Here is a 16,784-nt window from a genome sequence, read left to right as displayed (position 1 = left end):
ATTACACAGCATTTTCTAAAAAATGGATAACTTGCAGCCCCGTCAGACGATAGTCAGACGGAGTTTACGGCAAAACGGTCTGACTATCGTCTGATCGTCGTGCGACGGAGTTTGCAGCAAAACGGTCTGACTATCGTCTGACCGTTGTAAACCATCATCACCATGAACATTGAAGTAGCCCGCCCTTTGTTTGAAAAGCTTTGGAACCAAGTCCTCGAACGGTATTTTCAAGAAGAACTGGGCTTGCCCTATACCGATTTCCGAACCCCTCCGCACTCGATGAATCAGGTGTTGGGCAACGCCAATTGGTCGAAAAGCAGTAATTACGAAAAACAACATAAGCGACAACTACCCGCTTTTGTTGGCAACGCCACCCACCAAAAAAGCCTCGAACTACACGAAAAAGGCATTGGCCCCGAAACCTATAAATTTGGCGGCAGTACCTTCCGCGACCGCCACGATGACCTCCTAAAATCGACAAAAGCCTTTATTGGCACCACCGACCATTTTATGTTGGCCTTGGTGCGCACCCTCGGATACGCTACCCTCGATGCGTACCGACAAGCCAATGGTTTTGAGCCCACCACCGTACGAACCAACATCAACAAGCTTTCCGTGGAATCTTCTCCGTCGGAAGAAACCAAAGCCCCCCAACCTTCCGAACAACGCTGGAAAATAGCTACTGCCGTTGCCTGTGCAGGCTTAATAGCAATGACCGCGTGGAATTTGTTTTTTACGAGGCAAAATACAGCGGGCAAAATCATTCGCTCAGTAGCCGACACCTCTACCCTTGCCAAAGGTATCGTGGGAAATTGGTACAGTTACAACCGCAACTACGAAGCCCGTGGCAAAAATGATGGTTATACCTTCAACCGCATTGCGTGGCAAATTTCGGTGGACGAGCACGGTTTTTTGAGCTTAAAACGCTACTGGAAAGCCATTGAATTTGACGGCTGGACGGAGTTTATTGGAGGCAGTTTGCCGCAGCTTCACTTTTTTGTAAACGTCTATCCTAACGGCAGCGGCTATAAAAACCCCGTAGGGTATCGGCATTTCAATTGCGGAATTTGGGGCGAAAACAACGACTGGATGCACGCCGACACCCTGAGTTGCATTTGTACCTCTTACAATTTCAGCGATAGTCATTTGGGGGAACCGCTGGCCAGTCGCGAAATCCTCATCCGCCAACCTACCGCATCGTTCGACTCCCTCAAAATCAACGCTAAAAGCCTCACCACCGCCGAAGCACCTTGGCTCGAACGCTTTCTGCCCAAAGACGAAAGTTATCTATTCCAAAAGCCCAAGAAAAGCGCGGCCATAAAGCAGGCTGAATGAAACTTAAAAAGCCTGATTCAGCTACCTATCGAAAGCTTGGAAAGTCTTCAAAAAAATAATTGAGATTTTGTTTTGATTATAATTTGTGAATCCATTTACTTTGCAAGACAAAGTACTTTTATTCATTTCAATCACAGTCGTTTTATCATCCGTCAACACCTCATTTTTATGACACCAACCAACGCTTTCGCCCCGCAGCCCTTTCAGCCTGCACCTTTCATCAAACGCTCTGTTATTGGAGCGAGTATTGCGCTTGCCGTCATTGCTTTTTTTGTTTTTAGTGTCAATACACCAAAACCTGAGTGGGGGACTTTCTGGATGGTAAAACCACTCATTATTACCCCTTTGGCTGGAGCAGCGGGCGGCGGAGCTACTTACTTGGTAAGTCTGTTAGGTACACAAAACGGCTGGCAAAAAGCACTTGCTATTCTCGTGAGCGTGGTAGGATACATTATTGCCCTCTGGTTGGGGATTATTCTAGGTCTCAACGGTACTTTGTGGAATTAATTCGTGTAACTGTTATTCGTTATCGGTTATCAGTGTACTCGTTATCAGTGTACTCGATAACAGATACATCAATAACAGATAACAGATATACCAATAACCTTCATCTCCTATGAAAGACCTAATCACAGCGCATATCAACGAGCCACAGCAGCTTGAGAAGCTGTACCGCTCCAATAAAGCCTTGTTCAAACGTACTTTTGGCTCCGTTTATCCCGAGCTCAAAGGCAACAGCGTCGCCGACGTTTGGCACGAGCGCTTGAGTTACGACAGCGACGACATTCAATGGGGTACAAGCCAAGACCTTGCCCTTGTAGTGGGGGCGTCTTTAGTGGCGGGGCTCATTGCCAAACTCCCCGCTTTAGTCCAGCTCGACGAAGAGTTTTTTTACACCCGCAACATCGGATTTATTATCTTTCCACTCCTGACGGCCTATTTTGGTTGGAAAAACAACGTTTCGACAAAGACAATGGCCCTACTTGCAGGGGCATTTGTAGTGGCAGCTATCTTCATTAATAGCCTTCCCAACCAACCCACAAGCGATACCCTGACGCTATCCTGCATTCACCTTGTTTTGTTTTCGTGGTCTATTCTCGGATTTTCTTTTGTTGGCAGTTCCAACAACTCCGAAAAACGGCTGGGCTATCTCAAATACAACGGCGATTTAGTGGTGATGACCACGCTGATTGTCATTTCAGGCGGGATATTAAGTGCGATTACCGTCGGCCTGTTTTCGTTGATAAATCTGGACATCGGTAAATTTTATTTTGAAAACATCGGTGTTTTTGGACTTGCCGCCGCACCTTTGGTGGGCACTTACCTTACCCAAACCAATCCGCAGTTGGTGGGTAAAGTGTCGCCCGTTATTGCCAAAATTTTCAGCCCGTTGGTGTTGGTAATGCTGGTGGTGTACCTCGGCGCGATTGTTTATTCGGGCAAAGACCCGTACAACAATCGTGAGTTTTTGATGGTATTTAATGCCCTGCTCATTGGAGTGATGGCACTCATTTTCTTTTCGATTGCCGAAACCTCCAAAACTTCTCACCACCGCGCCCAAGTGTGGGTACTGTTTCTGCTCTCGGCGCTAACGATTGTGGTCAACGGCGTGGCACTTTCGGCGATTTTGTTTCGGATTTCAGAATGGGGCATCACCCCCAACCGTATGGCAGTATTGGGCGGGAACTTGCTTATTTTGGTGAATTTATTGCTCGTGATGATACAGCTTTCCAAAGTACTGACCCAAAAAGCCTCTCTCGCCGACGTGGGAAAAACAATTGCGATTTATTTACCTATTTACAGCCTCTGGACCATCGTCGTGACGTTCTTGTTTCCCTTTTTATTTGGGTTTAAATAAATACTACGGGGGTTCTTTCTTAAACACTGGCACGGGTCGTTTTGCCTATGCTAGTGTTTTTTGTGTAAATGAGCTTCCCCCTTCAACATCTGTCGCATTTAGCCGCTGATATTGTCGCATTTACACTCCGTTCTTGTCAGCTTTGTTAGCCACCTTTGTCTTACTAAAATCTGACGAAAATGCGACGAATCATCATCCAAGAATTTATTTCATTAGACGGGATAATACAGGCCCCTGGCGGCCCCGAAGAAGACCCCTCCAACGGGTTCAACTACGGTGGTTGGACGGCTCCATTCTTCTACAAGGCCGACGAGGAAGCCGATGCTTTCATGCAAAACAACCTCAGCCCTACCGATCTTCTTTTAGGGCGCAACACGTATGAACTTTTTGCTGCCTATTGGCCCGAACGTGCCGACGGATGGCCTGGTATTAATGAAGTTACCAAATACGTTGTATCAAACAATCCGCTGGAACTTACTTGGGTAAATTCTGAGCAAATCAGCGGGGATGTGGTGACTCGCCTCAAAGAACTTAAAGCGGGCGATGGGTCGATTTTGAAAGTGATTGGCAGTGGAAATTTTGCTCAAACCTTATTTCAACACGAGTTGGTGGATGAACTTTGGCTCATGATTTTTCCAGTCATTCTCGGAACAGGTAAGCGGCTGTTTGGAGAAGGGATTATTCCTACTTCATTTACGATGGTGGAGAGTTTAGTCACTTCCAACGGGGTCATTTTTGCCAATTATAAGCGAACAGGAGAAGTCAAAACGGGAACGATTGGCGGGTAATTAACGACGTTCCTACAGCAATTTTATTCTCTTATCGGGCGCGCTGTGTCCAAACAGAAGCTTTCCAAACGTAGGAATGCCCGAGTCATAATGGTGGACAAGTCCATGTACTTTTGTTTCGAACAAATGGGCAGAGAGAAGCGTAAAGTTGAGAAACTCCTCTTGCAGCTGTAGAATGAAGTTGAGCTCTTGTCCTAAATCGTTGGGAGCCTCATTGATATAAATTCGTGGGCTATACGCTTGGTAAGAATCGGCGTGTTGTCGCAGCCATTGATACATACTCGTCGATTGCCACGTAGAAAGTATGTTGGTATTTTTTGCCAGCCATTCGGTCAGTGTATCAAGTTTAGCCGCTAGGTGTTCGTCCAAGTAGAGGTGCTGGAAGATATGTCGGCGTTCTTGGTCAAGGAGTCCTCCCAACTTTGTATAAAAAGCTTTTTCATCTTCATTTTTTGGTGGGATGGGTTTTCTTATTTTTTGGTGAGATTTAACAAAATAGCAGTACTGAGGTGCCAAAACACTGGCATAAAAACTCACTTGATGCGTGGTTGTTTCGTTAGAACATTCCATTACAAACCCAAAACTCGGCGCCAAAGAAGACTCCGTAAAGGTATTGATTCGGTATTTTTCGCCGTATTTGTTTTCTATTTCGTCAAGAAAAGCACGATTCTTCCCTTCTTTATATCCTTTTCGAATCAATTCTTGAATACGCTGAGTAGTAGGGTCATTTCTATCATTCGATGTTTCAGTTGGGTAGAAATTCCGTAGCAGTTCGAGTAGTTTTTCTTCCATAACTTGGCGAAGTTTACTGTAAACCTCCAACATACTAAAAATCTTTGAGCCCCCAAAAAACAACAAAAGCCGACACTTTGCAGCGTCGGCTTTTTATTTGAAACCAAATGTCATTAAACTTTAATTTCGACATCAACACCACTTGGCAATTCAAGTTTCATCAAGGCATCTACTGTTTTAGCGCTTGACGAGTGGATGTCGATAAGGCGCTTGTAAGTGCAAAGTTGGAACTGCTCGCGTGATTTTTTGTTTACGTGAGGTGAACGCAAAACTGTGTAGATTTGCTTCTCTGTAGGCAATGGAATAGGTCCGCTTACTACAGCTCCCGTTGATTTTACCGCTTTCACGATACGATCGGCCGATTTGTCCACCAAGTTGTGGTCAAACGACTTCAATTTGATACGAATCTTCTGGTTCATTATAATTGGTTGGCTCTGATTGATTATTGCTTTCCCCATCGAAAGAGCCATTAACTCCGATAGAAAATATCTTTACTGTTTACAGTTTGTAAGTTTTGGGTTTACGGTTTGTAGTTAAACTCTAAACCTATAAACCCAAAACAGTAAACTTAAAACTATCCTTTCGACTTAGCGATTACGGTTTCTGCCAAGTTGTTTGGCAAGAATTCGTAGTGCGAGAACGTCAAGTTAGCAGTTGCACGACCCGATGAAATCGTACGAAGGTCAGTTACGTAACCAAACAATTCTGACAATGGTACATCCGCTTTGATTACTTGCGAACCTGCTTTTGTATCCATTCCTTTCATCATACCACGACGACGGTTCAAGTCACCTGTGATAGGACCAGTGTATTCGTCTGGCGATACTACTTCTACTGACATGATTGGTTCCAACAATTTTGGACCTGCCTGACGAGCCGCTTCTTTGAAGCCCATACGAGCTGCCAATTCAAACGACAATGAGTCAGAGTCAACATCGTGGTACGAACCGTGGAAGAGACGAACTTTCATTGAATCGATTGGGTAACCTGCCAATGCACCGTTCTTCATAGAGTCAGTGAAACCTTTCTGTACCGCAGGGATAAATTCGCGAGGAATAGCACCACCCACGATTTCGTTGACGAACAACAAACCAGTTTTAACTTCTTCTCCTTCTTTCTGGTCGTCACGTGGCCCGATTTCGAACACGATGTCGGCAAATTTACCACGACCACCCGACTGCTTCTTATATACTTCGCGGTGTTCAAAGTTTTTAGTAAGTGCCTCTTTGTAAGCTACTTGAGGAGCACCTTGGTTTACTTCTACTTTAAACTCACGACGCATACGGTCGATAATGATTTCTAAGTGAAGCTCACCCATCCCTTTGATGATGGTTTGACCTGTTTCCTCGTTTGATTCTACTTGAAGCGTTGGATCCTCTTCAATCAACTTACCAATTGCTTTCGAGAAGTTATCTTGGTCAGCTGTTTTCTTAGGCTCAATTGCATACCCGATAACTGGATCAGGGAATACCATTGATTCAAGAACAATTGGGTTTTTCTCATCAGAAAGGGTATCTCCCGTTTTGATGTCTTTAAAACCTACCACCGCACCAATGTCACCTGCCTCTAAGCGCTCGATTGAGTTTTGCTTGTTGGCGTGCATTTGGAAGATACGAGAAATACGCTCTTTGTTGCCCGAACGGTTGTTCAACACATAAGAACCTGCTTCCAACACCCCTGAATAAGCACGGATAAAACACAAACGACCTACGTAAGGGTCAGTTGCAATTTTAAATCCTAAAGCAGCAAAAGGCTCATCAACACTTGGCTTGCGAGAAATCTCAGCGCCTGTGTCTGGGTTTGTACCTTTGATGCTTTCTTTGTCAAGTGGTGAAGGCAACAACGCCATCACGTAGTCAAGCATGGTTTGTACTCCTTTGTTTTTGAACGAAGAACCACAAAGCATTGGAACGATTTTCATGTCAATCACCGCTGCACGCAAAGCAGTCAAGATTTCGTCTTCCGTGATTGAATCTGGATCATCGAAGAATTTCTCCATCAACGACTCATCGTATTCTGCTACTGCTTCGAGGAGTTTTTCACGCCACTCAGCCGCTTCTTCCTTCATATCGTCAGGAATAGGCACAACTTCATACGTCATTCCTTTGTCATGCTCATTCCAAATCATACCACGGTTGTTGATCAAGTCAACTACTCCTTTGAATTGGTCTTCTGCACCGATAGGCAACTGCAAAGGTACTGCGTAGCTGCCCAACATTTCTTTTACTTGCTTGCACACGTTCAAGAAATCAGCACCCGAACGGTCCATTTTGTTCACGAAGCCCAAACGAGCTACGTTATAGTTGTTGGCCAAACGCCAGTTAGTTTCAGATTGAGGCTCAACACCATCTACCGCACTAAACAAAAACACAAGACCATCTAATACGCGAAGTGAACGGTTTACCTCTACCGTAAAGTCAACGTGACCTGGAGTGTCAATGATGTTGATGTGGTAACTGTTGTCTCTCCATTTCCAATCTACTGTTGTAGCCGCAGACGTAATGGTGATACCGCGCTCTTGCTCTTGCGCCATCCAGTCCATCGTCGCTGCACCGTCGTGTACTTCACCGATTTTGTGGCTTACCCCTGCATAATAAAGAATACGCTCCGTTGTGGTGGTTTTACCCGCATCAATGTGAGCAGCAATCCCAATGTTTCTTGTGAATTTTAAATCACGTGCCATGGTTTTTGTGATTGTTATTGAATCTGTTAAGTCTGTTTCTTGACCAAAAAAATGTGTCAATTCTGACACACCCCTGAAAATCAGAGCGCAAAATTAGAAGTTTTGTCCTGAAAAACCAAAAGTCGTTTTTTACAAATTTAAAAACTACCCCTTCAAAGCCCCCTCTTTTTTATTTTCTCTACTTAATTACTAGACGTTGGTACTATTTTTGCTTACAATTTATCGTTCTCAGAACTTACCCTATTCAATCAATCACATAACCCTCAAAATCCCCCTAATGACGCGATTATTGGGTTCATTCGTTATTTCGGCACTATTATTGTTGCTGGCCCGTGCAGCATTTTGCCAGTCGATGCACCGCTGGGAAGTAGGTATTGGCACGGGTGCAGTAGGTTATTTAGGTGACCTCAATCGACACGATTTATGGCCCAGAGAATTTCGTCCCTCCGTCAATCTTTATGCAAGAAAGTACATTGGAGACGTAGTGGCACTTCGCTACAACGTTCAAGGAGGGCAATTTTGGGGGCGCGATAAGCACTACCCCACTCGACTTTCCCGCAATTTGACCTTGGAAACCAATTTTGTTGAAAACTCGCTCTTGCTCGAATGGGATTTCTACAACATGAACCCCATTTTTTATCGTCAACAAAATGGATTTCAATCCTTCTTTTCGCCTTATTTCTTTTCGGGCGTGTCGGTAGTTTATGCCAAACCTCAAATCAACTTCGACGAAAGCCAAACTCCCTACACTTGGATACGTGAAGGCATTGCCATCGACCGCGACGCCAACTACAATGCGTTTCATTTGTCGTTCCCCGTTGGGCTGGGTATTAAATACGATGTGTCTCCCGAATGGATTGTAGGGCTTGAAGCGTCTTTTAGGCTTTCAACTTCCGATTATTTAGATGGCGTTAGTTATGCAGGCAATGCCAAGAAAAACGACGCGTATCAAGTAGCTACCTTCAACATTACCCGCCGATTGGGGCTATACAAAATGCGAATTCGTCGCCGATGGTAGCCACAAAGAAGCTATTTTTGTTTGTATATTGCTCGCCAAATTTAACAGTTACCGTTATGCCTTCTATTTTCACTCGTATCGTTAATGGAGAAATTCCGTGCCACAAAATCGCCGAAACTGACGATTTTTTAGCCTTTCTTGACGTTTTTCCTTGTGCACCTGGCCATACACTCGTCATTCCAAAACAAGAAGTCGATTATATTTTTGATTTAGACGAGGCCCTTTACACGGGATTGATGCAGTTTTCAAAAACAGTGGCGGCCGCCGTAGAAAAAGCGGTTCCGTGCAAGCGAATTGGCGTTGCAGTGGTTGGGCTCGAAGTGCCTCACGCCCACGTACACCTTATCCCGCTCAACAGCATGACAGACATGAATTTTAATAACAAGCTCAAAATGAGCCAAGAAGAACTGGCAGAGATTGCCACAAAAATAAAAAAGGAACTGCTCTAGGGCAGTTCCTTTTTTGACTTATTTACAATCGGTATAGGTAAATGTTTTGCTGTAGGTTGAAATCCCCGAACCATCCAAAAACCGTGTAAGGGTTTGTTCCGTCAACGGAAACCCATCGGTGGTATAAGTAAATGTGTAAGTCGTTTCTCTCACGGCTTTACCTGATTCGTATTCAGTTCGCTTGGTGGCATTGCCTCCTGCTTTTGTCGTAAAAAGTGGAAATTTGATGTAATCGGCATAATACCCCAAGACGCTAAATTGCCAGCCTTTAAAAGCATCAAACATCGTCTTTTTGTTATCATACCCCGTTAGTACAACCCGAAAAATCTCCTGATTGGTGCGGGTATCTTTGGTGATAGTTTCCAAAATATTGCCTTGTGCATCACGCGTGATAGTCGCTTCCATACCCTTTGAGTCGGTGACTTTCGTAATGCGCTGATTGGCATCGGTGGTGAAGTTCAGTACATAATTGACGTAATTCGCATCGGTAGTTTTTACCACGGTTAATCGAGCAATCGAGCCATTGGCGTTGTATTCGATAGTCTCTTCTACGTCTCCGTCCACTACCTTTACCAATCGATTATCTGTGTAAGTATATACCGCTTTGCCAGTAGCTTTTAATTGCCCCGTGGCATTGTCTTTTACCGAAATATTCACGCCTTCAGGCACGCCATTGGGAGCATATACGTAGTCGAGTCGGTAGGCATTGTCTCTACCAGTTTCGCTGCTGATATTGCAAACAGGAGTTGTAACGGGTGTGGGTTCATCATTTTTTTTGCAAGAAAGAGCAAAGAGCAAAGAGAGGAAAAGAATCGTTTTTTTCATTCAGCAAAGTTAATGTATAGCTCCTTCAACAAACCAAAAAAGAACAGTTTTTAATTTTTCAGGAAAGATTTTTTCAAAAGGAAGAGCTTAATTTCTAACGACCATCGAAACACGATGGGCGGCAAAAAAAGACTATGGACATTGGTATTGCCGCTAACAATTTTTACTTAGCCACTCTTTGAATTCCTCTTTAGAAACTCCCATCGATTTAAGATTACTTGCTATATGAAAGAATGGAATCTCTTTCTCTGCACCTCGAAAAATGATAGAACGTACACAATTAGGACACCGCCATTTTTCGTGAGATGCTTCCGTCGATTTGTAGTTACAACCTTTATATTCAAGAAATTTAATCCAACAGCGAACTGTCACCGAGTCTATTTTACCCATCTATACAGAAACGAACTGCTCACGAATTATCGTTTCAGCAGGTAATTCAAAATCTTCTTTTATTGTTTTCTCTTCAACAAATTGAATATTTCTAAGCTGTTTTGCTAAGTAGGGCTTGCGAACCCAGCCGTACTGTTTAATTTCTTGCAGCACTTCCTGATCGCTAAGTTGAGATAAATGCGAAAAATAATCTTCAATTACGACATCCAACATTTTTTTCGCTTCATCTTCAGTGTTACCATAAGCAGTAAGGTTGAGAGATGGGATATACAGAATATAATTACCCTCTATCATAAATAGTAACAACCTGAGTTTTGCCTTTGCTTTTTTATGAGCTCGCGCAAAATCAAGTTTCATAAATTCTTCCGATTGTTGGGCTTTCATTTATACTTTACGATTCACAGTTGCTATTCTTTGACTTTCGCAATATTAACGCATTTTGCCAAAATTTGATTGCTTATCCTTAATTACTTTACAACTACCCTCCTGATTTTCAGAATCAGGCTTTTTGAAAAACATACCCAAAGGATTTTGAAGGACATCAGGCAGATGGAGTGGCACTTACAGTATTACAAACAGGCTGGTTATATTTGGTTCAAGATTGAACACACCGAACAACCTGGGGAATCCACAGCCCCTTATATAAAGTCTATTAGGCAGGTGTTTATTCTGCTTTTTGGGACAATGACCGTACAGTCATACCGATTAAAATTAATACACAAAGCCAAGAGAATCGGATCAGCCATGAGTCAGTCAACATAACCATAATATACAGAATTTGTAAGCTTAAAAGTGAGCATAGTAAGATGAAAACAGTGTTTGTGATTTTCATGGTATGTAATAAATTTACAATGAAATGTTTGTCGATTTAGTTATCAGTCAGTCGGTACTGAACCGACCGACCGATAAATTATTAGAGACCATACTCCGTCTCTTCCACAATATAATCCACCACTCGGCTCAAATCGTGGGTGGCTTCCCAGACGGCCAATTGTCGGTCGGCGCCTGTGCCCATTTCTAGGATTTTGTGGATGTACTCTACTTCTTTACGGCTGCCTAGTTCGTCCAAGACGTCATCGACAAACTCAAGGAGTTCTTCCGCCAATTTGAAATAAGGCACCTCTTCTTTCCGTCCAAAATCAATGAGTTTGCCGTGAATACCGTACCGAGCAGCGCGCCATTTGTTTTCGTTGACGAGGATTTTGCGGTAGTGTTGAAAATTGAGGTTTTTGCTCATCAATTTATAAATCTTCACCACCAATGCCTGCATCAATGCCGCCAAACAAATAGTTTCATCGGCGCGCATCGGAATGTCACACACGCGGTATTCAATCGTGTTATAGAAAGGATGCAAACGCAAATCCCACCAGATTTTCTTACCGTTGTCGATACACCCCGTCTTAACGAGCAGGTTCACGTAATCGTCGTAATCGTGGGCAGTTTCAAAATACTCGGGAATACCCGTTCGTGGAAACTTATCAAACACCTTCGACCGATACGATTTAAAGCCTGTATTGCGGCCACACCAGAACGGAGAATTGGTCGAAAGGGCATAAATATGCGGTAAAAAATACGTCAGTGAGTTGAGCAACTTCACTCCTGTATCGCGGTCTGGAATCCCGATATGAACGTGCAAACCGAAAATCAAATTCCCCCGAGCCACGTCGCGCATTTCTTCGATGAGCTTGTCGTAGCGTTCGTTGGGCGTAATTAACTCGTCTTGCCAATCCGAAAATGGGTGCGTTCCTGCGGCAGCAATTCGTAAATTTTGCTGCTTTGCGAGGTCAATAATCATCTTGCGCAGGTAAGTTACTTCCTTCCGCGCTTCCTCAATATTGGTACAAATATTGGTTCCCACCTCCACTACTGACTGGTGCATTTCGGCTGTCACACGCTCTTTGAGAATGATTTTTCCGTTCTCAACAATCTTCGACATGTGCGAACGTAACGCGCGGGTTTCGGGGTCGATGGTCTGGAATTCTTCTTCAATACCGATTGTAAACTGGTGCATAGGTCTTGGGTAGTGAATCGTCCGCTGAAAAACTTATTTCTTTTTAGGCGCTTTTTTGGCAGGCTCCTCAGCTTTGGCCTTTGGTGCTGCTTTTTTAGGCTTTTCTTCGGTAGGCTCTACATCTCCTTTGGCCAAATGGCTAATCGGTAAGTTCATCGCCGAAGTACGCACAAACGAACCCCACGTCAAGTTGGTTTGACCATCTTTGTGGGCTTGGGCTTTTTCAATCGCCATTTTCGCCGCGTTATCGACAATCCAATCAAAGTTTTCTTGTCCTACCGAATGAATATCAGCGTCAGGAGCAGGGTTACAGAAGTCAATCGCGTACGGAATGCCGTTGTGTACCGCAAACTCTACCGTGTTAAAATCGTACCCTAATGCTTTGTTCAAACGGAGTACGTAATCGGTAATCGTCGCAATCAATTTTTTATGCGCTTCGCCCGTTGTTTTAGGCTGCGTCGCATACCGCAAATGGTGCGGATTGCGAGGCTCATACGGCATGATGTGGACGTACTTTCCACCAAGGCAGTAGCAACGGTAATAATCTTCAAACGTTACTTCGCTTTGGAGGAGCATCACCAACTGCTCGGTTTCGGCGTGTTTGTGCCAAAGGTCGTCCATGTCGTTGATTTTATAAACGCTCTTCCAACCACCACCTGCGTGTGGCTTCATGTAGGCAGGGAAACCTACATAGTCAAACATTTCGCCCCATGCCATTGGCATTTTTAGGTTACGGAACGACGTCTCACTGGTATCGTCTGGGCGTTCTTTAGAAGGCATCAACACCGTGTTTGGCACAGGAACACCTAATTTTACGGCCAGAGCATTGTTAAAAAACTTCTCATCGGCACTCCACCAAAAAGGGTTATTGATAACGGCCGTTCCGCACAAAGCGGCATTTTTCAAAAAAGCCCGATAAAACGGTACATCCTGCGAAATACGGTCGATGATTACGGCATAGTCCGTGGCTTCACCTTGTACTACGCGGTCGATGAGTACGGGTTCAGCCACAATGTTTTTTCCGTCCAATTGATTGACACGCTCCACAAATGCCTGCGGAAACGTATTTTCCATTCCGTGTAAAATTCCTATTTTTTTCATGATGTTTGAGCCCCCCACCCCCAATGGGGAAGTCTAGTTATTTTTTTAAGCCCCCATCGGGGATAGGGGGGCTTTTTTATAAACCCATTAATGAGAGATAATGCGGAAACATTTTGTTCCAAAGTGGCCAATCGTGGCTCTCCCACCCACGAATGTCAAGCCAATGATTAATACCTTTTGAATTCAGGATTTGTGACATCCGCACGTTATCGTTGAGGCAAATATCCCATTCGGACGTCCCCAATACGATTTTCATGTGGTTGTATTTCCAGCCCTCTTCGTTGAGCATAAAATCCACGGGATTGTTGTAATAGACCGTTTCGTCGCTGTAACCTTCCAAAAAGCTACGAATATCAAACGCGCCACTCATGCTAAACAGATACGCGACTTTGTCGGGGTGTTTCATCGCAAAATTGAGGGCGTGGTACCCGCCAAAACTACAACCTGCTACCCCAATTTTGTCAACATTACTTTCGTGGCGAATCGTAGGAACGAGTTCGTTGGTCAAAAAACTATCGTAAATACTGTGATTGTGTACGCGCACCGAAGGATGAAGGTGTTTGGCGTACCAACTGTCTCGGTCGATGCTGTCAACCGAATAGAGCTTTACTTTGCCTGATTCAACCAACCATCGCGCCGATTCAATCAGTCCGAAGTCTTTGTTTTGGTGATAACGCCCCATCGACGTTGGAAAGAGCAAAATGGGATACCCCCAATGCCCAAATACCTGCATCTCAATGTCGCGCCCCAAGGTGGGGGAATACCATTTGTGATAGGTTTCTTTCAAGGTTGATAAAGTGTTTGATGAATAAATATTTTGACGAAATATAGATAAAAACTCAGAATATCAAGTTTCTGAACTAAAAATTGTCAAAAACTCGTTTTCCGAATACCTTTGGGTGTGTCTATTCGACCATTAATTAACTACCGCTTATGACTCGTCTTAGTGTAAACATCAACAAAATTGCTACCCTCCGCAACTCGCGGGGCGGCGATAATCCAAATGTCGTAAGAACTGCGCTTGATTGCGAGCGATTTGGAGCGCAGGGCATCACGGTTCATCCCCGTCCCGACGAGCGTCATATTCGTTACCAAGACGTCCTTGAGCTCAAGGAAGTCGTCACCACTGAGTTTAACATTGAGGGCAATCCTACCGAAAAAAAGTTTGTTGAGTTAGTCTTGAAAACGCAGCCAGCTCAAGTAACGCTCGTTCCTGATGCACTAGGGGCGATTACCTCAAACGCAGGTTGGGATACCATTGCTCACCGTGACCGACTGACTGATTTGGTACAGACCTTCAAATCGGCAGGAATTCGAGTGTCGGTGTTCGTTGACCCCATCGAAGCCATGGTTGAAGGTGCCAAAATTTGCGGAGCCGACCGAGTAGAGCTTTATACCGAACCCTACGCCGCTGAGTATTTTGATAACCGTGAAGCAGCGGTGGCATCCTACGTACGAGCGGCGAATGTTGCCAAAGAAGTGGGTTTGGGGCTGAATGCGGGACACGATTTGAGTTTGGATAACCTGCGATTTTTGAAACAACAAATACCCCATTTGGACGAAGTATCCATCGGCCACGCGCTCATCTGCGACGCGCTCTACTATGGCCTTGAAAACACCATCCAGATGTATTTACGCGAATTGGAGTGACTAAATTAACCTTATAATTTTATAGTTATGTCGAAGAAAATCATTTTCACCACTGCGGCACCCTCGCCCATTGGCCCTTATTCGCAAGCTGTGATGGTTGGCGATACGTTGTATGTATCAGGACAAATTCCCATTGACCCTGACAATGGCGACCTCGTCACGGGAAATATCGAAAACGAAGCGCGTCAGGTGATGTTGAACATTGGAGCTATCTTAAAAGAAGCTGGACTGCACTACCATAACATCATCAAAACGTCCATTTTTTTGAAGGACATGAATAACTTTGGGAAGGTGAATGAAGTTTATGGGCACTTTTTTTCGGGTCACTACCCTGCCCGTGAAACTGTAGAAGTCTCACGCCTACCGAAGGATGTTAACGTTGAAATTTCAGTAATTGCGGTGAAAGATTAGTGGCAAAAAAATAAAGGGCAAGTTTGCAAAATAGCAAAGGGCAAAAATAAAGAGCAAGTTTGCAAAATAGCAAAAGGCAAAAAATAAAGGGCAAGTTTGCAAAATAGCAAAAGGCAAAGTTGGTATTCTGCGTTTTGCGCCTTGCTAACTTGCCTCTTGCTATTTGCTCTTTACAAATTTGCTCTTTGCAAACTTGCACAGAATTAGTTCAAAAACTCGTAAATACCTGCTACTCCTTGGCCACCACCGACGCAGGCGGTCACCATGCCGTATTTCTGCTCGCGACGGCGCATTTCGTTGAACAATTGCACCGACAAACGCGCACCCGTTGAGCCAAGGGCGTGTCCAAGCGCAATAGCGCCCCCGTTAGGGTTTAGTTTAGTCGGGTCAATTCCCAATTCTTTTATTACTGCCAGCGACTGAGCTGCAAACGCCTCATTCAATTCGATTTGGTCAATGTCATTGAGGGTAAGACCCGCTTGTTTAAGCGCAATCGGAATCGCCGCCACGGGGCCGATACCCATAATGCGTGGCTCTACCCCTGCCGATGCGTACGACATCATGCGCGCAATCGGCTTCAGGTTTAGTTCATTTACCATTTTTTCAGACATCACCACCACAAAAGCCGCTCCATCTGACGTCTGAGACGAATTCCCTGCTGTCACACTTCCGCCTGCTGCAAATACGGGCTTCAAACGCCCTAGGGCTTCGAGGGTAGTATCGGCGCGTGGACCTTCGTCTTTGTTTACTACATATTCTTTTGTCTTTTTCTTTCCTGAGTTGGCGTCGAAAAACGTTTCTTTTACCGTAATAGGGACAATTTCTCCGTCAAATTTACCCGCAGCTTGTGCGGCCAATGCCTTTTGGTGCGAAGCCAACGAAAACGCATCTTGCTCCTCGCGGCCAATTTTAAATTGGTTAGCTACTTGCTCGGCCGTTAATCCCATTCCAATGTAATAATCAGCGTGGTCTTTGGCGATTTCGTAGTTAAGGGCTGTTTTCCAACCCGTTGTAGGCACCATCGACATCGACTCTACACCTCCTGCCACGATGCAATCCGCAATGCCTGCGTTGATTTTAGCCGCTGCAATCGCAATCGCCTCCACCCCTGACCCACAGTAACGGTTAATCGTAAACCCAGGGACGCTTTTAGGCAAAGCAAGCAGCGAAATAAAACGCGCAATTTGCATTCCCTGTTCGGCTTCGGGCACGGCATTTCCCACGATGAGGTCATCCACCCGAGCGGGGTCAAGTTGCGGCAATTGCGCCATCATGTGTTTGATTACTTCTGCACCAAGGTCGTCGGGGCGTGTAAAACGAAAAACACCTTTCGGGGCTTTTCCCACGGCGGTGCGGTATCCTGCTACAATGTATGCGTTCATGTTTTAAGGTTGTTTCGTCTTATTGTTTAACGTTTTAGATTCCTTACCACAAAACAACCATTTTTTTTGTAAAAAATACTCTGCAAGCATA

Annotated in this window: 17 protein-coding genes; 8 read left to right on the top strand and 9 right to left on the bottom strand. The window is 44.6% G+C overall.

The window, feature by feature from the left end:
• Positions 1-162 precede the first annotated feature (162 nt).
• The 4 genes from AC23N5_RS13935 (at position 163) to AC23N5_RS13920 (ending at position 3,981) form a co-directional block, all read left to right on the top strand.
• Positions 163-1,335, top strand: a complete 1,173-nt coding sequence (locus tag AC23N5_RS13935) for a hypothetical protein (RefSeq protein WP_487756051.1) — start codon at positions 163-165, stop codon at positions 1,333-1,335.
• 168 nt (positions 1,336-1,503) lie between these two features.
• On the top strand, positions 1,504-1,842 hold the full coding sequence (locus AC23N5_RS13930) for a potassium transporter KefB (RefSeq protein WP_487756050.1): 339 nt from the start codon (positions 1,504-1,506) through the stop codon (positions 1,840-1,842).
• Between the two features lie 109 nt (positions 1,843-1,951).
• Positions 1,952-3,193 carry a hypothetical protein gene (locus AC23N5_RS13925; protein WP_487756049.1) on the top strand — a complete coding sequence of 414 codons (1,242 nt, stop codon included), beginning with the start codon at positions 1,952-1,954 and terminating at the stop codon, positions 3,191-3,193.
• Positions 3,194-3,372: 179 nt separating this feature from the next.
• Entirely contained in the window at positions 3,373-3,981 is a 609-nt protein-coding gene (locus AC23N5_RS13920) for a dihydrofolate reductase family protein (RefSeq protein ID WP_487756048.1), read from the top strand.
• A 12-nt stretch (positions 3,982-3,993) separates the two neighbouring features.
• On the opposite strand, the gene AC23N5_RS13915 is transcribed toward AC23N5_RS13920, so the two are convergent.
• From AC23N5_RS13915 to fusA, 3 genes are all read right to left on the bottom strand, one after another.
• Positions 3,994-4,773, bottom strand: coding sequence for a hypothetical protein (locus AC23N5_RS13915; RefSeq protein ID WP_487756047.1), 780 nt, complete (start codon positions 4,771-4,773; stop codon positions 3,994-3,996).
• A gap of 113 nt (positions 4,774-4,886) precedes the next feature.
• Entirely contained in the window at positions 4,887-5,192 is a 306-nt protein-coding gene (rpsJ, locus tag AC23N5_RS13910) for a 30S ribosomal protein S10 (protein WP_028522456.1), read from the bottom strand.
• A gap of 155 nt (positions 5,193-5,347) precedes the next feature.
• Positions 5,348-7,456 (bottom strand): elongation factor G, encoded by a 2,109-nt coding sequence (fusA, locus tag AC23N5_RS13905; protein ID WP_122934177.1) that lies wholly within the window; start codon positions 7,454-7,456, stop codon positions 5,348-5,350.
• A 277-nt stretch (positions 7,457-7,733) separates the two neighbouring features.
• On the opposite strand from fusA, the gene AC23N5_RS13900 reads away from it, so the two are divergent.
• Together AC23N5_RS13900 and AC23N5_RS13895 are read left to right on the top strand one after the other, a co-directional pair.
• The gene (locus AC23N5_RS13900; RefSeq protein WP_183971022.1) at positions 7,734-8,474 is read left to right on the top strand and encodes a DUF6089 family protein; all 741 of its coding nucleotides are present in this window, start codon (positions 7,734-7,736) and stop codon (positions 8,472-8,474) included.
• Between the two features lie 56 nt (positions 8,475-8,530).
• Positions 8,531-8,923: an HIT family protein gene (locus tag AC23N5_RS13895; RefSeq protein ID WP_487756046.1), complete on the top strand. Its 393-nt coding sequence runs from the start codon at positions 8,531-8,533 to the stop codon at positions 8,921-8,923.
• 18 nt (positions 8,924-8,941) lie between these two features.
• Here AC23N5_RS13895 and AC23N5_RS13890 read toward each other — a convergent pair whose 3' ends face one another.
• The 5 genes from AC23N5_RS13890 to AC23N5_RS13870 all read right to left on the bottom strand — a co-directional run bounded on the left by AC23N5_RS13890 (position 8,942) and on the right by AC23N5_RS13870 (position 14,037).
• Positions 8,942-9,748 (bottom strand): hypothetical protein, encoded by an 807-nt coding sequence (locus tag AC23N5_RS13890; protein WP_487756045.1) that lies wholly within the window; start codon positions 9,746-9,748, stop codon positions 8,942-8,944.
• Between the two features lie 390 nt (positions 9,749-10,138).
• The gene (locus AC23N5_RS13885) at positions 10,139-10,522 is read right to left on the bottom strand and encodes a hypothetical protein (RefSeq protein WP_487756044.1); all 384 of its coding nucleotides are present in this window, start codon (positions 10,520-10,522) and stop codon (positions 10,139-10,141) included.
• Positions 10,523-11,051: 529 nt separating this feature from the next.
• Entirely contained in the window at positions 11,052-12,149 is a 1,098-nt protein-coding gene (locus AC23N5_RS13880) for a carboxylate-amine ligase (protein WP_028522462.1), read from the bottom strand.
• A 33-nt stretch (positions 12,150-12,182) separates the two neighbouring features.
• The gene (locus AC23N5_RS13875; RefSeq protein ID WP_183971019.1) at positions 12,183-13,250 is read right to left on the bottom strand and encodes an ATP-grasp domain-containing protein; all 1,068 of its coding nucleotides are present in this window, start codon (positions 13,248-13,250) and stop codon (positions 12,183-12,185) included.
• A gap of 76 nt (positions 13,251-13,326) precedes the next feature.
• Entirely contained in the window at positions 13,327-14,037 is a 711-nt protein-coding gene (locus AC23N5_RS13870) for an esterase family protein (RefSeq protein ID WP_487756043.1), read from the bottom strand.
• Between the two features lie 146 nt (positions 14,038-14,183).
• On the opposite strand from AC23N5_RS13870, the gene AC23N5_RS13865 reads away from it, so the two are divergent.
• Together AC23N5_RS13865 and AC23N5_RS13860 are read left to right on the top strand one after the other, a co-directional pair.
• Positions 14,184-14,900, top strand: a complete 717-nt coding sequence (locus tag AC23N5_RS13865) for a pyridoxine 5'-phosphate synthase (protein ID WP_183971017.1) — start codon at positions 14,184-14,186, stop codon at positions 14,898-14,900.
• A gap of 27 nt (positions 14,901-14,927) precedes the next feature.
• A complete protein-coding gene (locus AC23N5_RS13860) occupies positions 14,928-15,311 on the top strand; it encodes a RidA family protein (RefSeq protein ID WP_122934169.1) in 384 nt (127 codons plus the stop codon).
• Positions 15,312-15,514: 203 nt separating this feature from the next.
• On the opposite strand, the gene AC23N5_RS13855 is transcribed toward AC23N5_RS13860, so the two are convergent.
• On the bottom strand, positions 15,515-16,693 hold the full coding sequence (locus tag AC23N5_RS13855; protein WP_487756042.1) for an acetyl-CoA C-acyltransferase: 1,179 nt from the start codon (positions 16,691-16,693) through the stop codon (positions 15,515-15,517).
• Positions 16,694-16,784 lie beyond the last annotated feature (91 nt).

The organism is Runella sp. R5_40, assembly GCF_057652295.1.
The sequence above is the reverse complement of the archived record's forward strand: the minus strand, read 5'-3'. Positions and strand labels throughout refer to the sequence as shown.

What these genes read in the sequence shown, in the direction of transcription:
- AC23N5_RS13900 (WP_183971022.1), top strand. Translation starts at nt 7,734, where the DNA reads ATGACGCGATTATTGGGTTCATTCGTTATTTCGGCACTATTATTGTTG.
- AC23N5_RS13855 (WP_487756042.1), bottom strand. Translation starts at nt 16,693, where the DNA reads ATGAACGCATACATTGTAGCAGGATACCGCACCGCCGTGGGAAAAGCC.
- AC23N5_RS13885 (WP_487756044.1), bottom strand. Translation starts at nt 10,522, where the DNA reads ATGAAAGCCCAACAATCGGAAGAATTTATGAAACTTGATTTTGCGCGA.
- AC23N5_RS13895 (WP_487756046.1), top strand. Translation starts at nt 8,531, where the DNA reads ATGCCTTCTATTTTCACTCGTATCGTTAATGGAGAAATTCCGTGCCAC.
- rpsJ (WP_028522456.1), bottom strand. Translation starts at nt 5,192, where the DNA reads ATGAACCAGAAGATTCGTATCAAATTGAAGTCGTTTGACCACAACTTG.
- AC23N5_RS13860 (WP_122934169.1), top strand. Translation starts at nt 14,928, where the DNA reads ATGTCGAAGAAAATCATTTTCACCACTGCGGCACCCTCGCCCATTGGC.
- AC23N5_RS13925 (WP_487756049.1), top strand. Translation starts at nt 1,952, where the DNA reads ATGAAAGACCTAATCACAGCGCATATCAACGAGCCACAGCAGCTTGAG.
- AC23N5_RS13915 (WP_487756047.1), bottom strand. Translation starts at nt 4,773, where the DNA reads ATGGAAGAAAAACTACTCGAACTGCTACGGAATTTCTACCCAACTGAA.
- AC23N5_RS13930 (WP_487756050.1), top strand. Translation starts at nt 1,504, where the DNA reads ATGACACCAACCAACGCTTTCGCCCCGCAGCCCTTTCAGCCTGCACCT.
- fusA (WP_122934177.1), bottom strand. Translation starts at nt 7,456, where the DNA reads ATGGCACGTGATTTAAAATTCACAAGAAACATTGGGATTGCTGCTCAC.
- AC23N5_RS13935 (WP_487756051.1), top strand. Translation starts at nt 163, where the DNA reads ATGAACATTGAAGTAGCCCGCCCTTTGTTTGAAAAGCTTTGGAACCAA.
- AC23N5_RS13890 (WP_487756045.1), bottom strand. Translation starts at nt 9,748, where the DNA reads ATGAAAAAAACGATTCTTTTCCTCTCTTTGCTCTTTGCTCTTTCTTGC.
- AC23N5_RS13865 (WP_183971017.1), top strand. Translation starts at nt 14,184, where the DNA reads ATGACTCGTCTTAGTGTAAACATCAACAAAATTGCTACCCTCCGCAAC.
- AC23N5_RS13880 (WP_028522462.1), bottom strand. Translation starts at nt 12,149, where the DNA reads ATGCACCAGTTTACAATCGGTATTGAAGAAGAATTCCAGACCATCGAC.
- AC23N5_RS13875 (WP_183971019.1), bottom strand. Translation starts at nt 13,250, where the DNA reads ATGAAAAAAATAGGAATTTTACACGGAATGGAAAATACGTTTCCGCAG.
- AC23N5_RS13920 (WP_487756048.1), top strand. Translation starts at nt 3,373, where the DNA reads ATGCGACGAATCATCATCCAAGAATTTATTTCATTAGACGGGATAATA.